Genomic DNA, 21,808 nt, shown 5'->3' on the forward strand with positions numbered 1-21,808 from the left:
TGTAAAGTTAAACAATAAAGTGAATAATTTATTAATGAATAATGTATGAATTAAGGTGAATGTTATGCAGAATACAAAAAGTTGTATAAAGATATTTTGTAAGAAATCTTCAAAGAATCTCATTTTAGGAATAATAATTAATATAATTGGCTTGTTTTTTACTATTACACAAGCAACGATTTTGAAAAAGATAATATCAATGGCTACCGATGGAAACCCAAATGATATAATATTTGATTCTTGTATATTAATTTCAATTGTTTTAGTATGCAGGATAATAATCTATTTTCTTGATATCAAGAAGAAACAGCTTATTGAGTGTAATAAACAAGAATGTAGAAACCTAACAGTTGAAAAGTTTCTTATGCAACCTTTAAAAAATCTCTATACCTTTAAACAAAGTGATTCAAAAGAAAAGTTAGATGATGATTTCAGAAATGTTTATGCTAAACTCAACAATCATCTGCCTAATATGATATCTGGTATATTGGCAATTTTGGTTTATGCTATATTAATAGCAAGATTAAATGTAAGTCTAGTATTAATTATGATTATAATAGCTGTTACTCAAGTTATACCACCCTTATTTAGCAAGTATTTTGCAGCAAAGTTCTATATAGAAGATAGGGAAGCTGAAGCAGAACTCTCAGAATGTGTTATTGCAGCATATAAGGGTAATGCAACAATAAAGCTATATAATCTTTATGAATGGTTTAAGAAAAAAATTAGCACTGCCAATAAAAAATCGGAAATGGTCGGAAGGCGTTCTACTACTGCCTTTCAGGCGGATAAAGCAGTACAGAAACTCATTAATAACATACTTAATATTGTCACTTATATGGTCGTGGGCTTTTATATTCTACATAAACATATTAGCATAGATGAAGGTGTGTACGTTATAGCATTAGCTACAAGCTTCTATATTGAATTTAATAAAGTATTCAATTTAATACCTGAGTTTTCAGTATTGAAAAAAGCTGCACAGCGTATAGATGAATGGTTTTTAACTGAACCTAATAGTGTTGATATGGCATCATTTAATAAAGTAAATGTTATAAATGTTAGTAAAAATTATGGTGAAAAGCAAGTTTTTAAAGATGTTTCATTCAACCTGTCTTCTGACAAAATTTCATTTATTTGCGGTGAAAATGGATGTGGAAAATCTACCTTGTTAAAAATGATGGTCGGATTGATTAATTGCTCAAAAGGTAAGATATCCTATGATGGGTTTGACCCCTGCTTTGTATCAGAACAATCATTGCTAAAACACATCAATTATCTTAAACAAAGTGATCCTGTTTTAACTATAACATCATATGAAATGTTCAAGATGATTGATGAAGTAAGAATAGATAATACGATGGAAATAGCTAGAAAATTTGGTCTAAATGATGATGAAATCAAAAATCAGATGATAACGGAGTTATCGGGTGGTCAAAAGAAAAAAGTTTATCTTTCAATTGTTCTTAGTAATGATGATAAGTTTTTGTTATTAGATGAACCGACGAATTCCTTAGATAAAGATGGAATTGAAGTTCTAAAAGAATTATTAAAGAAACGTAAAAAAGGGGCTATCATTGTTACCCATGATGACGATATGATGAACTTAGCTGATAAAGTAGTTTCCATGGATTAGATAGGAGTCGTGAATATGAAGAAAACAATAAATAAAGATGTTTTTAGATGGATGATTATACCGATTATATCAGATATAATCAGTAATGTTAGTGTTAGCGTTATAGCAGTTAAAATAGCTGAGTATCTAGGTTCAATGACTGATGCAGTTTTTATGCTTGATTTTTCTACGTTTAATAATGGAATTAAGAAACTTATATTTTACATGGTTCTTAATTTATTGTTAATTCCGCTAATTAGTATCATTAATGATTTCATTTTCATTAGATTTGGTACAAAAAGCGATGATGAAATGTGTACTAAAATCCCTTGTTGGGAGTATCATAAACTCATGCAAATTCCTGAAGGTGAGATATCATATAGGCTTGAGGAAGAGTTGTGTGAATTTAGGGTAAGATATGCTGCTACTATATCAAACATAATTTCAATCCCTATAATTGCGATATACTTATTCAATTGTTCGGAGCAGCTCGGATGGCTTTATACATTAATTGCACTTGTAGTTTCTGCATTAAAATTAATAATTCCGTTTGCGACTAAAAATGTTTCTGTAGCTTATGATAAGAGCAGTCGTGAATATGGAAGCAAGGTCAAAAATGAATTAATTGAAATATCAGAGAATGCATGTGATATCAAATTACTTGGTATTGAAAAAGCATATTTTAAAAAACTGAATAAATTATTTAAGGATTATTTTAATAAAGTACAAAAGAAGGACATTAAATTAAAATCAGCTTCGGATGGAGGAAAGGCACTACTAGCCATACTTTCGAAATTGATTGTTATCCTTGTAGGGTGCTACCTAGTAGCTAATGGAAATATTACGGCAGGCTGTATTGTAATAATGATGAATTATCAAAGCATTTATGATGATTTAATGAACAAATTAAGTTCTGTTATTACTGGGATTCCTTCTTTAAAAATGCAATCTAAAAGACTTGGTATTTTCTATGATGAAGCAGAAAGTATGGATGGAGATAATATTGGAAAAGAATTTAAGATAATTGCGGATCAACTTAGCTTTGACTATGATGGAAAAGTAGTTTTTAATAATCTTTCTTTTAATATCAAATCTAAAGATAAAATTGCCATATGTGGAAAAAACGGAAGTGGAAAATCAACTTTATTTAAAATTATATGTGGATTGGAAAAAAACTATAAAGGAAGCATAAAGGTCAATAATGTTGAAATGCAAGATGCAAATATTGTAGATTGGAGAAATAGAATATCAGTAGTTTTTCAGGAACCATATTTATTTAGTGGTACAGTAGATGAAAACATAGGATTAGGAAACTTAAATGCTTCTGAAACTGAAATAGAGGATGTCATGGAGAAAACTGGCATTAGATATCTGTGTGGGAAAGAAATTAAATATGATACAGAAGAGCTATCTGGTGGTGAAAAACAAAGGATTTCCATTGCAAGAGCATTATTAAAAAATACAGATATACTTCTGTTAGATGAGCCAAGCAATAATCTTGATTGTAAGGCAATAGAATGGTTGAGTAATTTTATAGCTCAAACGAAAAAAACCATAATTTTTATAACGCATGATACCAATTTAATGAAAATTTCTAATTATTGTATAAATATGAACGAGAATTTGGAAGATTCTGAACAAACAATAAAGACAGTGTAAAATAAAAATATATATTTTAGGAGAGTAAGAAAATGTGTAATAAAGAAAATAAAAAATTCGTAAATATTGATGTAGAGAGATTAAATATTGTTGAGAAAGATGGAACTGTAAAAATGTCTTTGTTTAATAGTGAAAATATGCCACCATTAATTTTTGAAGGAGAAGATATTCTACCAGGACATAGGCAAGGCGATAATAATTCAGGGATTATGTTTTATAATGGTGAGGGTATGGAATGTGGTGGTCTAATTTTTGGAAGTAAAAAGAAAGCAAACGGTGAATATGAATCTGGATTATCATTAACTTTTGATCAATACAATCAAGATCAAGTAGTTCAAATGTCTGTTATTGACCATAACGGTCAACAAAATTATGGACTAACTGTTTTTGATAGACCTCAAAAAACTATTAAAGAATCAATTGATCTAATGAATGAAATAAAGGAAATGAAAAATGGAGCTGAAAAGCAAAAATTAATTAAAGAATTATACAAAGATAATTATCAAAGAATATGTATGGGCAAGAGTTCCAAGGGAGAAGTATCAGTTAAATTGAATGATAGCAAAGGTAATGAACGCATAAGAATGATAATTGATAAAGATGATATTCCAAAGCTTGAATTTTTAAATGAGAAGGGTGAGGTAATATATAGCTTACCACCAGAACAAAAAAGTGAGCAAAATCTTTAGTTTTACTTAAGATGCCAAGGAAAGTAAGAATTAAAAATAATGCTAGAATATAAATGGAGTAGCACAATTGATAACACAGATAATAATTAACAACATTTAGTAAATTAATTTTATATTATATGAGGTGAATAGATTTGGCAAGATTATATGATAAAGCAGATATTTATGACTTGGGGTTTGACGAGCGTAAGTGGAACATTGTAAAAGAACACTGGAAAATGATGCTTGAGGGTACAAAAATTAAGACAATTCTAGATTGTAGCATAGGTACCGGAAATCTTTCGTTGGAGCTAGCAGAATTAGGATATGTATTATCAGGCTCTGATTTAAGTGATAAAATGCTTAAGAAATGCCTTGATAAGGCAGAAGAAAAATCAATTAATGTTTCGTTATTTGAATCAGATTTTAGAAATATTAACATTACTGCACCACAAAAATATGATTGTGTTATGAGTACTGGTAATTCCTTACCATATGTATCAAATGATGAGGTAGCATTAACTCTAAAAAACATGGATAAACTTGTAAATACAGGTGGATATATATATTTAGATACAAGAAATTGGGATAAGATTTTAAAGGACCACCAGCGTTTCTATTTTTGCCCCCCAAAATATATGGATGATACAAGAATGGATGTTACTCAATTTTGGGATTACAATTCTAACGGAAGTATTACTTTTAATATTGTATATTCCTTCGAGAAGGAGCAAAAAGTATATAAACGTGAGATATTTGAAGAAACCTATAATCCTATTAAGAAAAATTTCATTATAACCACTTTAAATGAAATGGGATATAGAATTGTTGCTAATAAAAACTTTCCTGCACAGTTTCCAATGCCTGTTGAGGATTTTGAATGGTATTGCATTCTTGCACAAAAATAAGCAAAACAAATTCTAAGCATATCCTTTAGCAAACAGATAAAAGAATCAAGAAATAAAAATCTTGATGCTTTTTTATATAGTAAAATTTAATATTGAAATCAAGAAACTAAGTTTATAATGGTTTTTGATTTAGTTAATTCTAAAGTTAAACAATTAAATTGGAATAGTATTTAACAAAATGATATAAAGAATAGTTTGTCTAAAAGGAGGAATTTAAATGAGTGCAGATGTAAAAGAGTTAATTGGATTAGAAGAGTTAGGAAAAATCGATATACGTGTAGGAACAATAGAGACAGTTGAAAAAATGTTAAAAATTTAAATAAGCTAGTTAAACTACAAGTAAATTTCGGAGAATTTAAGCGTCAAATTCTAGTAGGTATGCAAGGAGAACGTGAAAATCCAAAAGAGATAGAAGGAAAACAGGCATTATTTGTTGTTAATCTTGCACCAAAGAAAATGGCAGGAGAATTATCAGATGGAATTACTCCAGTCTTAGCTCAACCAGAAAATCAAGTTCCAGATGGAACAAGAGTTGGTTAAAATATTTATACTTATGAGGAAAGCTAGGAAGGTGATAAAATGGAAAATTGGTTTACAGTTGAAAATATAGATAAAGATACATTTGCTATTAGTGAGTATAAACATTGGGAAGAAACACATTGTTATTTGCTTCTTGGCAAAACAAAAGCACTTTTGATTGACACAGGTTTAGGTGTTTCAAATATCAGAGAAGTTGTAGAACACATTACTTCTTTGCCGATTGAAGTTGCTACTACACATATACATTGGGATCATATCGGAGGGCATAAGTATTTCAAGAACATTTTAGTATACGAAGCCGAACAGGAGTGGCTGTCAGTCAAATTTCCTATTCCTCTGGCTGTTGTAAAAGCAAATTTGTCAAGTAAACCTTGTGATTTTCCATCAGAGTTTAACATTGAAAATTATCAAATTTATCAAGGCGAACCAAGCGCGGTATTGCATGATGGGGATACCATTGATTTGGGTAATAGACAAGTGCAAGTCATTCATACACCCGGTCATTCTCCCGGTCATATTTGCTTTTATGAAAAGGAGAGGCAATACTTGTATTCCGGAGATTTGATTTATGCGGGATGTTTGGATGCCTTTTATCCTACAACAAATCCTGTGGAGTTTATGAAATCTGTGAAAAAAGTAAAGGTATTACCTGTGCAAAAAATATTACCTGCTCATCATAAATTAAATGTTCCAGTTAATCTTATAAATGAAATTGACAGTGCATTTATTGAAATTTTCTCTGCTGGAAAGTTGACACAAGGTAATGGAATATTTGAGTTTACAGACTTCCAAATTCATATCTGATTATCAATTTTATACCTATACAAATATAATAAATTGTTTGATTATATTTGTATAGGTGTCTTTTATTTGACGTTTACAACTACATAGTAATTTTAAAAATTGTTGAAACATGGCAAAAAATGTAATATAATATATACAATACTATAAATAGAAATTGTTAGTTAGATTTATTAGTAAATTATATATTATACGAGGTGGATAGATATGGCAAATTTATATGATAAAGCAGATATTTACGACTTGATGTTTGACGAGCGTATGGGGAACATTGTAAAAGAACACTGGAAAATAATGCTTGACGATACAAAAATTAAGACAATTTTAGATTGTAGCATAGGCACCGGAAATCTTTCTTTGGTGCTAGCAGAATCAGGATATGTATTATCGGGTTCTGATTTAAGTGATAAAATGCTTAAGAGATGTCTTAATAAGGCAGAAGAAAAATCACTTAATGTTTCGTTATTTAAATCAGATTTTAGAAATATTAATATTACTGCACCACAAAAATATGATTGTGTTATGAGTACTGGTAATGCTTTACCATATGTATCAAATGAAGAAGTAGCATTAACTCTAAAAAACATGGACAAACTTGTAAATACAGGTGGATATATTTATTTGGATGTAAGAAATTGGGATAAAATTTTAAAGAACCGTCCACGTTTCTATTTTTATAAGCCTAAATATATTGACGATACAAGAATGGATGTCATTCAATTTTGGGACTACAATTCTAATGGGAGTATTACTTTTAATATTGTATATTCCTTCGAGAAGGAACAAAAAGTTTATAAACGTGAGATATTTGAAGAAACCTATAATCCTATTAAGAAAAATTTCATTATAACCACTTTAAATGAAATGGGATATAGAATTGTTGCTAATAAAAACTTTCCTGCACAGCTTCCAACGCCTGTTGAGGATTATGATTGGTATTGTATTCTTGCACAAAAATAAGCATACCCTTTAGAAAACAGCTGAAAGCATCAAGATATAAAAATCTTGGTGCTTTTTTATATAGTAAAATTTAATATTGAAATAGAAATGTTTTAGTATTTTCAAAAGAAAACTTAGGATATGAGATATAAAAAATGCATAAAATCATCAGATTATATCAATAATATATATTAGGTTTGTCTAAACCAATGCTTGTATAACTCTACAAGCGACTAATATTTATAAAATATAAAAGGAGAGATGTCTTTTGGATAATAAATTATCTAAAGCTGCATATGGTAGTGTAGATGGCAAGGACTACGTCCCTTATGTTTCCAGTGGTTCTAAATCGGGTGGAAATGTTGCCGTATTAACAATTGGTATTGTTATGGCTGTGTTATTTGCAGCATCTACTGCCTATTCAGGTATGAAATCAGGACTTACAGTTGCAGCAGGTATACCTGGTTCGATAATAGGTTCAGCATTTATAGCTGTATTTGCTAAACAAAAAGGTATCCTTGGCAAAAACATACTTCAAGGTATGTCAAGTGGTGGAGAATCCGTTGCTAGCGGTATGATCTTTGTTTTACCAGCAGTTTTTTTAATAGGCTCAAAATTTTCTTTTTTAGAAGGCTTTGCAGTTGGTGTAGGTGGAGTTTTATTCGGCATAGGAATAGCCTCTCTTGTTTACAAATACTTAATAGTTGTAGAACACGGTAAGTTAATGTACCCTGAGTCAATGGCTATATCTGAAACTCTTGTTGCTTCACAAGGTGCTGGAGAATCAATGAAGTATATGGGAATTGGATTCGGAGTAGGTGGTGTTATAACTGTTATAACTGGTGCATTTCTAAACGTAGCTAATAACGTTATAAGCTATATAAATGAGTCCTTCTACAAGTGGAAATTTGAAATTGAAGTTAACCCGCTATTATTAGGTATAGGATTTATAGTTGGTTTAGAGGTATCTTTAACTATGTTTGCTGGATCTATATTTGCTAACTTTGGTATTATGCCATTAATTGGTTACTTTTCATCTCTTGCAAAAGAAGGCGAAGCTGTATGGAATAATCCTAATGTTGCTTTGAACGCTATGCAAGTTAATCACATAGCTGGTAGTTATGTAAAATATATTGGTGCTGGTATGATGCTTTCTGGTGGTTTAATAGGTGCTATAAAGCTTATACCTACTATCATATTGTCTGTAAAAGAAACTATTAATGCTAAGTCTACAAATAGTTCTGGGAATTCATCTTCTGCAAATTTAATATTAATTGGTGGTGTAATAGTAGGTTTTATTGCAGCTTTTCTGGTAACCGGTGGTAATATATTAATGGCAATAATTGTTTCTATTTTATCGTTTTTTTTATCATTACTATTTGTTATAGTTTCTGGTCGTTTAACTGGTACTATAGGAACTTCAAACCTGCCTGTATCTGGTATGACTATAGCTTCTTTAGTTATTGTAACATTATTATTCGTTGTAATGGGATGGACAAATCCTGAAAACAACAAATCGTTACTTTTATTTGGGACATTTATTGTTATTGCTATATCTATAGCGGGTGGTTACTGCCAATCACAAAAAGTTACTTTTGTTATAGGTGGGGACAAAAGTGAAATGGATAGATACTTTGTTATAGCGAGTATAATTGGTGTTGCAGTAGTTGTTGGTGTTATATTATTACTCTCTAGCCAACTTGCGATGACAGGAGATAACGTTCCATTTGCACTACCTCAAGCTAACTTGATTTCAACATTAACTGCTGGTATAATGTCAGGTCAATTACCTTGGCATATGATAATTGTTGGTGTTGTTATGGGAGTTGTTTTATTCTTTTTAAATCTTCCTATAATGACAGTTGCTATAGGATTCTATTTACCAATATCTACAACTTCTATAATATTAATAGGTGCATTAGTTCGTTTATTTATTGAAAGAAGTTCTAAAACTGAACAAGAAAAAGAAGTTAAAGTTGGTAATGGTATAAGTTTATCTTCTGGACTTGTAGCTGGTGGTTCTATAATAGGGCTTGTAGGTATTATTCTTCAAGTATTAGGCGTTATAAAAGGAAGTGGTCCAAGTGGATTTACTGCTTCTAATGGAATGGCATTTGTACTACTATTAGTTCTAATAATATCTACTATAATACCGCTACTAAATAGTAAGGTGAACAATGCTAAATAACAACGAAGAGATTTTAAATATAATATATAAAATCTCTGATAAATTAGAATATGAAGTAGATAAAGACAGTATTGTGACTATAATTAAAAAACAAGATTATAAGATACAAAAGTTATTTAGAAAACTTAAATTCAAAATCCCACAATATACAAAAATTTCTATGGACCAATATGGAAGTTACACATTTTTACAAATAGATGGCCAGAAAACTGTAAATGATATTGGAGAAAATTTAGTAGCAAAATATGGTGATGAAGTGTGCCCACTTTATCAAAGATTACTTTTATTTTTGAACCATATAGATGTTAATTGCCACTATATAGAGAAAATAAATTTTTAATTCAAAAGATGGCAGTGTATTGTAGTTGCCATTTTTATTTGTTAGATGAAATAAAATACTCCTTGGCTTAATGTTAAGGGGTATTTTTTGACTCTTTGTCAATAGTTGGAGTGAGAATTAAATAAATTCTTGTTCTAACAAGGTAAAGGGTTATTTAGTACCATAAAAGTGTAAGTGTAGAGCACATAATTAGTGTTTTAACATTTGCGCTTATTTTTTAATGTTTAAATATAAAAGTAAGTAATTTAGGTACACAAAAAAAGCTACATGATAATTGAAGTTAGAATATTTAGTTAAAGCAGAGAAGAAGGTAGAGTAGATTTTAATTTAAATTTTGGGAATTGTAGCATTGGTTTGATTCCTGATTTTGTTGGATACATCTATCTTATTAAGGGATTGGATGAAATGATAAACGAAAGTGAGCTGTTTAACAAGCCCCGACCTTTTGCCGTTGGTATGTGCATCTACACCAGTATTATGTATGTTGGTAGTCTGTTTGGTATCGTAGCACATCTTGGATGGATAGGTGTGATATTGGCTATCGTAAGCACAATTATTTCTCTTTATATTTCTTATATTGTTGTCAGCGGAGTGAGAGATATTGAAACTAAGCGTAACGCAGAACTGAACGGTGAGAAACTACAGTCTACATGGAATTCGATGGCAATTTTTCAGATTGCAACATATATTTCGTTGTTGATTCCCGTGTTGGGAGTTATTTGCGTAATTGTGTCTTTTATTATAGCAATTGTATTTCTAGTTGCATTCAATACCAATAAGAATCTTTATGAAGGTCTACCTCCTTGTAACGACTTTAAGCTTGATTAGAATGATTAATTTTGACAAAACATTTATATATAAAATATAGGTGCTTTTATTGCAATAACTTCTGAACAACTTGTTCAGAAGTTAAACTTGGCAATTCCACTTCAGTTCTCCTTTTCACTAATTCTTTAAGGCTTTTGAATCTTTTATACGTAGCGTTAAAATGTTTTTTATTTCTTCCCTTGTAGAGCTGCAAAAGCAGCGATTACGCATCCCATTACAACCCATGGTGCCGCCGCAACACAAAATTGCATAATAGCATGGTTTAATATGGCGAAAACACTAATTGATGTTATTAGAGCTAAAAGTAAAATGAAAATAATAAAATTCTGCTTTTTATTTTTTCCATTTAGTCTAGTTTTATTTTTTTCCGTAGCTTCCATTGATAAACGATTTACGGTATTGTTTTGGATTCTGTATTTAAATACTAACACTCTGCCTATCATATAAACCATAAATAGTAAAGCAATTAAATATAGAATCAACACAGCTGTGCCCGCAATACCAACAAAAGAATTCATTTTTTCCTTTATCACTGTATCCAATAAATGTGGAAACAAAAGAAGTATAAGTATAAGGCTTATTGATGACCATAAAGTAACTTTAGCCCATACCTTTTCTGCCAACTGTAGTTTAGATTCTAAATCAGTATATAATCGAGAATCTTTTTCTACATATTTTCTCCTAAAGTAGTACCAACCATTTGTGTTTTCATCTCCTACAACTTTTTCCCAACCTGCATCTTCATAAAGCAACAGTTTTTCTTCTAACTCGTCGCTTGAAATAGAATTTCCTAAGTTATCCAATATATAATCCAGTTGATAGGAAATGTTTTCTGGTTTACATTGCTCAAAGTGATAACTGGATTTTAAAAATCCAAATTCAACTCTTACAAATTTCCACCCTTGACTATGCATAGTTGTTAAAAATTCTGCTTCCTTTTCATATTGATCAAATCCAAAATGCTTTTTTACAATTTTACTTCTACTTTCCATCTATAATCTCCTTTCCGTTATGATAAAGTTCACAAATCCTTTGTATCTCGTATTCAAGTAATTCTTTACCAGTATTAGTAATCAGGTAATACTTCCTTTTTTCCTCTTTTTTTGTAATTTCAATCAACTCAGCTTTTTCCAATTTACCAAGTGTTCCATAGATCGTTCCAGCACCAAGGTTAATTCGTCCGTTCGTAATAGTAGAAACGAATTGCATAATTCCATATCCATGTCGTTCTTGCATTAAAGACAGTAAGATATAGTAGGCTGTTTCACTAAGTGGACTAAATGCATTCTTCATGTTTTATCCTCCTTTTTACTTTATATGTAATAACTTCTGTATATCACAGCAATATATATCGCGACGTGATATATGCATTATATCGCAATGCGATATATATGTCAATAATAAATTCCATTTTTTTACGTTGCAAGAATAGCAAGAAGTAAAGTAATACTGGATATGTAATATGCAATGTATTATAATAAATTAGAAGATAGAAATGTGAATGTGGTTCAAGACAAGTTTAGCAGAGAAAATTTATATTTTACGGAGGTAAAAATTGTTTTTTGATACAACAGATTTGAAGAATAAAGAGATCTATTTGAGTTTATATAAAACATCTGATGAAAACATCGAGAAAGGATATGTTCCTGCATATTATTTCAAAATTGTTAGAAGTGTTGATGATATCGAAGTAGGTCAGTGCGATTTGCGCATTGGTCATAATAATAACACAAAATATGGCGGAAATATAGGATATGAAATTCATAAATTTTTCAGGGGAAATTATTACGCTTCAAAAGCCTGTAAGTTGTTATCCCTGTTAGCAAAGAAGCATAAGATGAATGAAGTTATTATTACATGTTCACCGGACAATATTGCATCCCAAAAGACCTGTGAATACTGTGGTGCTGAATTAGTAGGTATTATTGATGTGCCAACTTGGCATGATATGTATAAAAACGGGCAAAAAAAGACCTGCCAATATAGGGTAAGATTATAAGCATCAAGACATGAAATCTTGGTGCTTTTTAGTAGATGTAAAATTATATACCATTATAGGATCATTGCCATCAAGCTCATCTATAAATTTAAATCCGAAATTTTGATATAAGTTTATAGCAACATTATTTTTCTTATTAACACTTAAGCAAATTAAATTGTTGCCAAATTCATTTTGTATAGCGTTTATCAATAATCCTAATGCGATTTTACCATAACCATGCCCTTGAAACTTTTCATCAATCATAAAACGATCTAACCATACGTGATTTTCAATATTTATTCCATACATAGCAAATCCAATTAATATTTTATTATTATAAATACCTACAGGGTGCCAATTTATATCATAAGAATGTATATATACTTCATCCATACATTGCGAAACAGTTTCAATAAAATCAGCTTGAGATTTTCCAACTTTTAATTTTAAAATTTCAGTTAAGTTGTTGTCTGTTACGTCAACAATATTAATATTAAGTTCATTATTTTTTTGACACATATTAAAGCCTCACTTAATTTTTAATTAATTTAATACTATATAAATTTTACTGCTTATACTGCCTAACTTTAAATTTTTAGGGTAAATAAGATTTCATGTATTAATGAAAATAGTATATCACAATGATATACGTTATTCCACTGTCAAGTTATGAACACAGTAGATGAAGAAGTAGGAGGAGTAGAAGAAAAAAATCTCTTGACAATCCAGTCTATAAAATGTAAACTATAGTTAGTCTAAAAAACGTAGACTGAAAGGAGCTAATAAAATGAGAGAATATAAGTTAACAGATGCAGAAAGTAAACTTGCAGATATAATTTGGCAAAAAGAACCTATTTCATCACCTGATTTGGTCAGACTTTGCGATGCAAAACTTGAATGGAAGAAATCAACTACCTATACAATGTTAAAAAAATTAGAAATAAAAGAACTTTTTAAAAATGATAAAGGGGTAGTGAAATCTTTGCTTTCAAAAGAAGATTTTTTTGCAGAGCAAACAGGGCAAATTGTTAAAAATGGATTTGATGGTTCATTTCCTAAATTCTTAGCTGCATTTGCCCGACGTAAAAAACTAAGTAATAAAGAAATTCTGGAAATCCAAAAGCTTATAGATGAGCATAAGGAGGTATAAGACATGAAATATTTATTTTTACAAATTATCCATATGAGTGTTATTTCTTGCTATGTCATTATCTTTGTAATGGCAGTCCGATTGCTGCTCAAAAAGTGTCCAAAGATTTTTTCTTATGCTTTGTGGGCAGTAGTATTGTTTAGGTTGGTATGTCCGTTTTCTTTTGAAAGTATATTTAGTTTAATACCAGTCAATACACAGGCAATAAAGCCAGATATTATTTATTCCCAAGGCTCACAAATTAATACTGGAATTAGTGTAATAGATAATGTTGTAAACCAGCCGTTACCAGTACCAATAGAAACGGGAGTAAGTGTTAATCGTATGAAGATATGGTTTGAAATAGGTGAGATTGTTTGGATAGTAGGAATTATTTTACTTATTTCATATAGCATATTTTCAATTGTTAAGTTATATAAGAAACTTAAATTTGCAAGGCATATTTCAGGAAACATTTATACAATGGAGGGAATTTCTTCACCATTTGTTTTTGGTATCATAACTCCTAAAATTTACCTGCCAATAAATCTTTCAAAGAGGGAACAGGAGTATATCTTGTTGCATGAACAAAAGCACATACAAAGGCTTGACCATATTATAAAACCATTAGCATTTTTAGTTTTGAGTTTACATTGGTTTAATCCTTTAGCTTGGATAGCATTTTTCTTAATGGGTGAAGATATGGAACTATCTTGCGATGAAAGTGTTATCAAACAGTTAGGTAATGGTATTAAGAAGGAATACTCAAGTTCACTACTTTCTTTATCCATTGGAAGAAGAATTGTTGGAGGATGTCCGCTTGCTTTTGGAGATAACAATACAAAAGGAAGGATAAAAAATGTATTAAACTATAAAAAGCCAGGATTTTGGGTAATTGTAATTACAGTAATTGCAGTTGTTATTATTGGGTTGGGACTTATGACAAATCCAAAAGATAAAGAAGTAGATTTATCTTTTTTAAATCCGGATAATTTCGCTAATGCAATTATTCAAAATAGAGATGGATCCGTAAAAATAGCTATTTATGATCAATGGGGACTTACTAAACTTTCTTCAGCAAAGGTTGCAGATTGGATAAACCAAACAGAGTGGAAAGAGAAAAAAGTATCCTCACCATATGAACTTTCTCCAACTTATGCCATACTAAATATTCATTCCAATGATGTTAAAAGTGAAATCCGATTATATGAGAGCGAACCTACTCTTGCAATGGTCGTATATGATGATAGTTGGAGATACTACACGATTAATGAGGGGGCTTATGATAATTTAAAATTTCAGTTAGCAGCAAGTTCATACTTTGAATCATTTGAAATAGGTGATAATTTCTATTTGATAAAAGATAGCGATGGGAAAATGAAGTTAGCAATAGATGTTAATGATATTATTACTAAAAATTTTAATGAGATGATGAGTGAACCACTGACATCCTCTAGTCCTTATGATTATGTTAAAGCGAATCAATCAATATTTAATGAAATTGTCTCTTGCGAAAATAGTGCATTAAGATATTGTTTTGATTTATTTGAACAAGGTGGGCAAACAGATTTAAAAGGTCATTTAATGATGTATGTTTGTCGAGCTATTCAACCTGAAGCAGAAGATGATATAGGTTATAGTACAGGTCAAATGTGGTATGATGCATTCAAACAAAGAGCATTTGAACTTAAAGAAATTTATACAATGGATGAAATTGAGGACAATTATCCAACATATTATTTTTTGCTTAATTTACTTACTGAATGATTTTGATACTGTTATTGAAATTAATGGAAAAATATGATATAATGTATATAAGGACATTGAATGTCTACGGAAGATATACCTACTTGGTATATCTTTATTTTATTTATCAAAGAAAAGCCTATCATTTTAAAGTGGTAGGCTCTTTTAATTTTGAGAGGAGTGTTTAAATGACTTTAGAAATGGTTAAAAGAAATAAAAGGTTAGAAGGGGTATTCAACAGAGTAGCAGCGAATTTTGATAGTGTTGGACCAAAGTATTTTACTTATTTCGGGAAAAAATTAGTTGAGTACGCAAAAGTCAATGAAGGAGCAACTTTACTCGATGTAGCATGTGGTAAAGGGTCTTCATTATTCCCAGCTATTCATAGTGTTGGGAAAAACGGGCAAGTCATAGGAATAGACTTTTCACAAGAAATGGTCAAAGAAACACAGTCACTTATTTGTGAACAGGATTTGTGTAATGCTAAACTTATACAAATGGATGCTGGAAAGTTAGATTTCCTTGACAATAGTTTTGATAATGTCATATGTGGATTATCAACATCGTTTTTTCCCAACTCTTTAAGGGCTATCGATGAAATGTATAGAGTATTGAAAGGTGGAGGTAGGCTTGGATTAAGTACATGGAAAAAGAGGGAGAAGAAAGGAGTGATAAATAAAGTTTATACCAAACTCTTTCTTCAAAATGAGCACAGAAACTTAAGTAATATTGCTTATAGACCAGATTTCGGATCAGTTGATGGAATTGAAAAAATTTTAAAGAATGTAGGATTAAAAAATATTGAGATATTTGTTGAAGAGAAAACTTTTTATTATAAGGATGAAGAAGAGTGGTGGCAAGAGCAATGGACAAATGCTACTCGTGGGTTATTTGAACATATAGAAAGTATTGGTACAGAAGCTCTTAACAAATTTAAAGAGGAAGCCTTTATTGAAATTATGAAATATAAGGATGAACGTGGCATACGATTTGATGCAGAGGTTTTATTTAGTTTTGGACATAAATAAAGCAAAAAAATTGTACACTTTTTAAAAGGGATGCTTGACTGTTATAATACAGCTAGGCATCCCTTTTATTATTAAGGTTAGTATGATGTTGAATTAAGCAAGGTGAATTATTAGTATGTAATTTTTTCAATATGAAGTTTTTTATATTTTACAATTAATAAACATGTAAATATAAGTAAAACAAAAGTTGTTATAACACTTGCTTCAATTCCGTATGAACCCCCATTAAGAATATTATTACTACCTGTGCTAAAATCAAATATTGCTGTTGGCTTTTCACCAGATCCGCTTAAATTCAATCCAAATATGTTAAACAAAAAGAAATTCCAAAAAGTGTGCATACCACAAGCTATCCATATGTTTTTTCCATTTATAATGAGTAGCGAAAATATGGTTGAAACTAAAAGTAAATTGATTATTCCTATTAAGCTAAAAATAAAATCCCCATTAAAAAGTGTAGAAAAATGAGGTGCTGCAAATGCTAATGAACTAACTAAAATTGCAATTGGAATTGAAACTTTTTTTGAAAGCGATGTCATCAGAAATCCTCTGCCTAATGTCTCTTCCATTGCTCCCTGAATAATAAACCCACCTAAAAATGCAAAAATAATTGGGAAATCAATATTTTGCAAAATACCGTTATATGTTATGTTTCCTGTTAGCATTATTAAACCAATAGATATAGATAACAACACAACGCCAATTAACATGCCTTCTAAGTACCCCGAAATTTTGTTATTAAATCCCATTGATCTTATCGAACGCTTTTCAATTAGTTTGCAATAAAGCATAGCAATTATCATAAATATTACATAGCCATAATATTTCATCAATGTCATTGTTTGAATATCTAACATTTCACCACGCAATACATTGTATCCCATAATTAAATGAAAAATAATAGCTAAACCTTCTGCTAAAATCATGGATACAAAAAAAATAAGTATAAATGCCAATATTTTCTTGATTACAAATAAAATAGTTGGTACATTTTCTTTTGCGTTAAACGGACTAATCATTTTTAATATTTCTTTCATTTTAATCTCCTCAGAATTATAATGATGGAAAACCGTTTGTTGCAAAATATATTATCATTACGATTATATCAACAAGCAATATTATACCAAATATTATGCCGACAACTTTTAATGCAAGAAAAATAATATCACGAGTGGTTTTTTTTGCTTTTGTAACTTTAATTTCAAATGTATCTTTTTCTTCTTTTGGCTCAGGCTTTTGACCTTTAATTAGTTCATCAATTGATACATTAAAGAACTCAGACAACAATATTAACTTTTCCATTTCAGGAGTTGTTTCATTAAGTTCCCATTTTGATATAGTTTGTCTTGAAACATTTAGTTGTCTACCGAGTTCATCTTGAGATATATTTTTCCCTTTTCGTAATCCTAATAAATTTTCTCCAAAACTCATCTTCTCACCTCGATTTTATTGTATCATTATATAATAATTACCTCTACCAATTGCACTTTGAACGTTGTCAATTAAACTTAACATTTGTGTTAAAACGGCTTTGCAATTGTATTTTCCTTGTATGGATTATATAAATTTTACCGATTATTCCACTCAAGACTATAATTTGGGTAACTGGGATTTTATGTATTAATGAAAATAGTATACCACAATGACACTCTTTGTTCCATTATCAAATTAAGCTATCTGACAAGTTTTTGTTGCCTAATTGTTGAACGATAGGCTGATTTAGTGAAAACTGAGGTATATTTAATTGAGGGTATGCACTGTGCCGCTTGCTCTGCTGCAGTGGAGAGAGTTGTGGTCTTTCATTATTGTAATAATAAATGTATTTTTCAATATAATCTTTTAGGTCAGAAAAATTATTCAAATATTTAATGTTTACTTCTTGCTTAAGAGTTCCAAAAAAAGATTCAATAGGAGCATTATCCCAGCAGTTAGCTTTTTTCGACATCGATTGAATAGCACCAAAACCTTTGAGTTTATTTTGGTATTTAGTGGTTGTATATTGGGAACCTTGATCGGAATGTATAATAACATTACGTTGTTTCCTAAAATAGGGATCATCTTTAAGATTGTCTATGGTTTTCAGCACGATATCCATGTCTAAATGTTTTCCTATTTCAAAAGAAATAATCTCATTAGTTTCAGCATCTTTTATTGCTGATAAGTAGGCTCTCTTCTTATGATTATTATAGAATAGATGTCTTCTTAGCAATTCTCTTAATAAGTTTGAATTTTCCACTCAGATTTAACATCTGTAAATAAGATTTTAAAAGAGATGGGCGATGAATTAATTTGTATTAGTAAGTAACGATAGAAGCTTACTAACATCTTGATATTTGTTAATATATGGTATATAATTTGATTGGAAACAAAATTTTTTAAAGAGGATCAAAAATAAATTATAGATGTTGCATAAGAAAAAGGAATATTATTATACAAAGTGGAGCAACAATCAAATAATTTAGCTAAGACCAGTTTAAATTTAGTAATACTCATAGTATTCATATTTTAATACTTAATAAAAGACTCATGGCTAAGAATGACTTAAATTTGTGTTTGTTTTAGCCATTATTGCTGGGATTGTTGCAACTTTCTTTAGTATTTGTATTTATATGATATGGAATAAATTTTTATTAGTTATTGAAAACAAACCACATAAAAATAAATATAAAATACTAATGGGGATATTTGGTTTTGCTGCTACCTTAGTAATTATAGTGTTTTTGTCGAAATATTTTATTCCTGAAAAAAGATTGGCTATACAATTCACTATTATGATTACTATGTTTTCGATGGTTATATATGTGTTAATATATTGTTTTCAAATGGATGTTGATAATAAAGGAATCCTAAAGAATATACTTATTATTATTTCTATATTATTGTTTTTGATAACACCAATATGTATGAAAATGGAGTATGATAATGCAAAAAACCAAAATGTATTTTCTATTATTGAAGAAAATTTTGATGAATGCAAACAGTTCTATGTTGTTATTAGTGAAGGTAAGGAAAAATATTCAGCTTACCTTTGTAAACTAAATAAAGATAATGAAGGCATATTAACTATAATAACGGATGTTCATAAATCTTTTGATATAAATGATACGAAAACCATAATTGTTGAATTTAATGAAATAAAAAGAGCGAAAACAAAACCTTTAACAGTAAAAGATCTTATAATTAAGTGAAATATACAATAATAATATAAAATATGCTAATCACGCAATTCTTTGAAAACAACTTGAATCACAAAAAATGGTAGTAATGGTACTTTGAAAGTTTGGATGTACTATTACTCTCCATTTTAAGTTGATTATATTGCTTTTGAAGTTCTATTAATTTAGATGTTCTAGAGTGAGGTTATTTTTTTCTTTAAAGAAGATTAAAATAGTACTTAAAATATTTAAGTATTTTAGGAAAGTGTATAAAAGAAACATTGGGACGAGAAAAGACACTATGAATGTTCCATCATATATCAATTATTCATGTATCATTTAAAGTATGTCCCTATTTATACCAAAACTTTCAATTATTTATATAATGAGAAGGAGGCAAAGATGGTAATTTTAATTGGTGGGGTTAGTTGTACTGGTAAAACAGTGATGGCGCAGAAATTGCTTGAAAAGTATAAGATACCGTATTTGTCAATAGACCATGTAAAAATGGGGTTGATTCGTGGAAATAAATATTGTGATTTTTCTGCAACTGACAGTGATGATGAGATTACAAAAAAGCTATGGCCACTTGTGAAGGGCATTATAATGACCAATATTGAGAATGGACAACACATCATTATTGAAGGATGCTATTTACCGCCAAAACATATTTTGGATTTTGAACCTGAATATTTAGAACAAATTATTCCACTATACATAGGTTTTTCAAAGAATTATCTTGAAAAGCATTTTATTTCAGGAATTATTGAGCATAGAAGTGAGATAGAACAAAAAGATTGTGATGATTATATGAATCGTGATAATTTTATTAAGCTCCATACACAGCTCAAAGAACTTTGTAGGATGAATAATGCGAAATTCTTTGAAATCAATGATGATTATGAAGGAGAAATGAACAACGTATACAAGTGGATTGATAAACAGGTAGAAGCAAAGCATATCCTTTAGCTTCGTAAAACAGAAACACAGGTTGTAGATATAATTTTAGCTATATATGTAATTTATTACTATATATTTAGAACATTATGGGATAAGCTTCATATTATAAAGTGAGAAGATAATTCTCATATACCATAAATAGAGGAGTATGATTATGCAAGATGGAAAATATGGCTGTAATTTTTGTATGAACGGCCCAAACCAATATAGAAACGAAGATTCATGTTGTTTTTCAAGGTGTCCAAAACATAAAAATATAATATTAGAATGTGGATGCAAACCACAGGATGCAATATTTGAAATAGATGATGGGTGTGTTGAAGACGATCAAAAATTTGTATTAAATCGTGTAACAGTTGATACTACTTGTCTATCTAAGCCTGTTGTAAAAATTGAGTTTTCTAGTATTATTTTCTTTGAAGCAGAAGATGACAGTGGCAGTGAACATGAAGTCGAAGTCGATTTGCTATTTAAGTTGATAAGAACTTGCAATGGAGTAGAAGAGTGTATTCAAAGTTGGAGATATTTAAAAGAATTTGAAATAGAGAATAGTATTGATGAGTTAGAAGTAGAAATTAGCGAACCTTTTACAGTGACTTACTGCGATAATCCATGTCCAGGTTGCTGTGAATATAAAATGAAAGTAAAAGGCAAAGATTTTGATGGAGACTTTGAGGCAATGAGAGTAATTAAGCCTGATTTAAGTGCTCTTGCCCAAGGTAAGTGTGACTATTGATTTTCAAATAAATCTTGAACTTTTTCAAACTGGCTCAACAACTAATAAAATTTAACTAGTACTCGGGGCTCACCAAAAGATGGCACATTACAGATTTTCTTTGTAATGTGCCATTTTAGTTTGCCTTGCATGGGCGTAATTTAATGCGTTTTAAGAGATGTTTTTTTTGCATAGTTGTTGAACTATAGGTTGATTTAGGGGTATAATAGTTGCAAGGCATTTAGTTATGAACAAAGAAGAATACAAGCCTTCATTAAGTTCACTTATAAACTTTCAGGTTCAAAAGGTGCTTTCATATAAGCTATTAGGTTTAGATAGAGAATACTGGACAGAAAAAGGTTAACCCTACTGCCAAGCCATGCTCGTTATAAAATCGCTATTTCTTGCAAAAACAAGTGTACGAATAAAGCAATGAATATTATAGAACGAATAGGCAGATACAGTTCGATGTTTTTGATGTTTCTTAACATTGGAATAGCTGAATTTTGTTTCCGTTTCAACGATGCATTTGCAATTTTGCTTGTGGGCATGGCTGCTTATAATATTCGGCATCTGCTTTTCTGTTGGACATATCTATGTTGCTATCA

The 21,808-nt window shown here is 30.0% G+C and carries 22 protein-coding genes and 1 pseudogene; 17 read left to right on the forward strand and 6 right to left on the reverse strand.

The genetic code is table 11. The annotated features are described in order from the left end of the window. The first annotated feature begins 64 nt into the window (after nt 1-64). From JYG23_RS13570 to JYG23_RS13615, 10 genes and pseudogenes are all read left to right on the forward strand, one after another. Nucleotides 65-1,636, forward strand: coding sequence for an ABC transporter ATP-binding protein (locus tag JYG23_RS13570; protein WP_207236212.1), 1,572 nt, complete (start codon nt 65-67; stop codon nt 1,634-1,636). 15 nt (nt 1,637-1,651) lie between these two features. Further along, the gene (locus JYG23_RS13575) at nt 1,652-3,274 is read left to right on the forward strand and encodes an ATP-binding cassette domain-containing protein (protein ID WP_207236213.1); all 1,623 of its coding nucleotides are present in this window, start codon (nt 1,652-1,654) and stop codon (nt 3,272-3,274) included. Nucleotides 3,275-3,306: 32 nt separating this feature from the next. Next, nucleotides 3,307-3,963 (forward strand): hypothetical protein, encoded by a 657-nt coding sequence (locus tag JYG23_RS13580; RefSeq protein WP_207236214.1) that lies wholly within the window; start codon nt 3,307-3,309, stop codon nt 3,961-3,963. A 134-nt stretch (nt 3,964-4,097) separates the two neighbouring features. After that, nucleotides 4,098-4,850 carry a class I SAM-dependent methyltransferase gene (locus tag JYG23_RS13585; protein ID WP_207236215.1) on the forward strand — a complete coding sequence of 251 codons (753 nt, stop codon included), beginning with the start codon at nt 4,098-4,100 and terminating at the stop codon, nt 4,848-4,850. 217 nt (nt 4,851-5,067) lie between these two features. After that, a pseudogene (locus JYG23_RS13590) lies at nt 5,068-5,390 on the forward strand (tRNA-binding protein). A gap of 39 nt (nt 5,391-5,429) precedes the next feature. Further along, complete coding sequence (locus JYG23_RS13595) at nt 5,430-6,194, forward strand: MBL fold metallo-hydrolase (RefSeq protein WP_207236216.1); 765 nt, start codon at nt 5,430-5,432, stop codon at nt 6,192-6,194. 204 nt (nt 6,195-6,398) lie between these two features. Beyond that, a complete protein-coding gene (locus JYG23_RS13600) occupies nt 6,399-7,151 on the forward strand; it encodes a class I SAM-dependent methyltransferase (RefSeq protein ID WP_207236217.1) in 753 nt (250 codons plus the stop codon). 247 nt (nt 7,152-7,398) lie between these two features. Beyond that, complete coding sequence (locus JYG23_RS13605; RefSeq protein ID WP_207236218.1) at nt 7,399-9,318, forward strand: OPT/YSL family transporter; 1,920 nt, start codon at nt 7,399-7,401, stop codon at nt 9,316-9,318. Beyond that, nucleotides 9,308-9,658, forward strand: coding sequence for a PqqD family peptide modification chaperone (locus tag JYG23_RS13610; RefSeq protein WP_207236219.1), 351 nt, complete (start codon nt 9,308-9,310; stop codon nt 9,656-9,658). Before JYG23_RS13605 ends, JYG23_RS13610 begins: the two co-directional genes overlap by 11 nt. Before the next feature lie 354 nt (nt 9,659-10,012). Beyond that, a complete protein-coding gene (locus JYG23_RS13615) occupies nt 10,013-10,486 on the forward strand; it encodes a hypothetical protein (RefSeq protein ID WP_207236220.1) in 474 nt (157 codons plus the stop codon). Between the two features lie 167 nt (nt 10,487-10,653). Here JYG23_RS13615 and JYG23_RS13620 read toward each other — a convergent pair whose 3' ends face one another. Both JYG23_RS13620 and JYG23_RS13625 read right to left on the reverse strand, forming a co-directional pair. Continuing rightward, nucleotides 10,654-11,478 (reverse strand): DUF2812 domain-containing protein, encoded by an 825-nt coding sequence (locus tag JYG23_RS13620; RefSeq protein WP_207236221.1) that lies wholly within the window; start codon nt 11,476-11,478, stop codon nt 10,654-10,656. Next, nucleotides 11,468-11,779: a PadR family transcriptional regulator gene (locus tag JYG23_RS13625; RefSeq protein ID WP_207236222.1), complete on the reverse strand. Its 312-nt coding sequence runs from the start codon at nt 11,777-11,779 to the stop codon at nt 11,468-11,470. The genes JYG23_RS13620 and JYG23_RS13625 overlap by 11 nt, the downstream gene beginning before the upstream one ends. 262 nt (nt 11,780-12,041) lie before the next feature. Between JYG23_RS13625 and JYG23_RS13630 the strand changes: the two genes are divergently transcribed. Next, nucleotides 12,042-12,485: a GNAT family N-acetyltransferase gene (locus tag JYG23_RS13630; RefSeq protein WP_207236223.1), complete on the forward strand. Its 444-nt coding sequence runs from the start codon at nt 12,042-12,044 to the stop codon at nt 12,483-12,485. 3 nt (nt 12,486-12,488) lie between these two features. On the opposite strand, the gene JYG23_RS13635 is transcribed toward JYG23_RS13630, so the two are convergent. Beyond that, on the reverse strand, nt 12,489-12,986 hold the full coding sequence (locus JYG23_RS13635) for an N-acetyltransferase (protein WP_207236224.1): 498 nt from the start codon (nt 12,984-12,986) through the stop codon (nt 12,489-12,491). A 268-nt stretch (nt 12,987-13,254) separates the two neighbouring features. On the opposite strand from JYG23_RS13635, the gene JYG23_RS13640 reads away from it, so the two are divergent. The 3 genes from JYG23_RS13640 (at nt 13,255) to JYG23_RS13650 (ending at nt 16,370) form a co-directional block, all read left to right on the forward strand. Continuing rightward, on the forward strand, nt 13,255-13,617 hold the full coding sequence (locus JYG23_RS13640) for a BlaI/MecI/CopY family transcriptional regulator (RefSeq protein WP_207236225.1): 363 nt from the start codon (nt 13,255-13,257) through the stop codon (nt 13,615-13,617). Between the two features lie 3 nt (nt 13,618-13,620). Further along, nucleotides 13,621-15,363, forward strand: a complete 1,743-nt coding sequence (locus tag JYG23_RS13645) for a M56 family metallopeptidase (protein WP_207236226.1) — start codon at nt 13,621-13,623, stop codon at nt 15,361-15,363. Between the two features lie 167 nt (nt 15,364-15,530). After that, nucleotides 15,531-16,370, forward strand: a complete 840-nt coding sequence (locus JYG23_RS13650) for a class I SAM-dependent methyltransferase (protein WP_207236227.1) — start codon at nt 15,531-15,533, stop codon at nt 16,368-16,370. A 110-nt stretch (nt 16,371-16,480) separates the two neighbouring features. Here the strand turns inward: JYG23_RS13650 and JYG23_RS13655 are convergent, their stop codons facing one another. From JYG23_RS13655 to JYG23_RS13665, 3 genes are all read right to left on the reverse strand, one after another. After that, nucleotides 16,481-17,407, reverse strand: coding sequence for a CPBP family intramembrane glutamic endopeptidase (locus tag JYG23_RS13655; protein ID WP_207236228.1), 927 nt, complete (start codon nt 17,405-17,407; stop codon nt 16,481-16,483). A 16-nt stretch (nt 17,408-17,423) separates the two neighbouring features. Further along, the gene (locus JYG23_RS13660; protein ID WP_207236229.1) at nt 17,424-17,801 is read right to left on the reverse strand and encodes a helix-turn-helix domain-containing protein; all 378 of its coding nucleotides are present in this window, start codon (nt 17,799-17,801) and stop codon (nt 17,424-17,426) included. Between the two features lie 232 nt (nt 17,802-18,033). Continuing rightward, nucleotides 18,034-18,606: a DDE-type integrase/transposase/recombinase gene (locus JYG23_RS13665; protein ID WP_207236230.1), complete on the reverse strand. Its 573-nt coding sequence runs from the start codon at nt 18,604-18,606 to the stop codon at nt 18,034-18,036. 373 nt (nt 18,607-18,979) lie between these two features. Between JYG23_RS13665 and JYG23_RS13670 the strand changes: the two genes are divergently transcribed. The 3 genes from JYG23_RS13670 (at nt 18,980) to JYG23_RS13680 (ending at nt 21,221) form a co-directional block, all read left to right on the forward strand. Then, complete coding sequence (locus tag JYG23_RS13670; protein ID WP_207236231.1) at nt 18,980-19,558, forward strand: hypothetical protein; 579 nt, start codon at nt 18,980-18,982, stop codon at nt 19,556-19,558. Nucleotides 19,559-19,927: 369 nt separating this feature from the next. Further along, complete coding sequence (locus JYG23_RS13675; RefSeq protein ID WP_207236232.1) at nt 19,928-20,494, forward strand: 2-phosphoglycerate kinase; 567 nt, start codon at nt 19,928-19,930, stop codon at nt 20,492-20,494. Between the two features lie 145 nt (nt 20,495-20,639). Continuing rightward, entirely contained in the window at nt 20,640-21,221 is a 582-nt protein-coding gene (locus tag JYG23_RS13680) for a DUF4489 domain-containing protein (RefSeq protein ID WP_207236233.1), read from the forward strand. Nucleotides 21,222-21,808: the final 587 nt, after the last annotated feature.

It is taken from the genome of Sedimentibacter sp. zth1, from assembly GCF_017352195.1.
Taxonomy (GTDB): Bacteria; Bacillota; Clostridia; order Tissierellales; family Sedimentibacteraceae; genus UBA1535.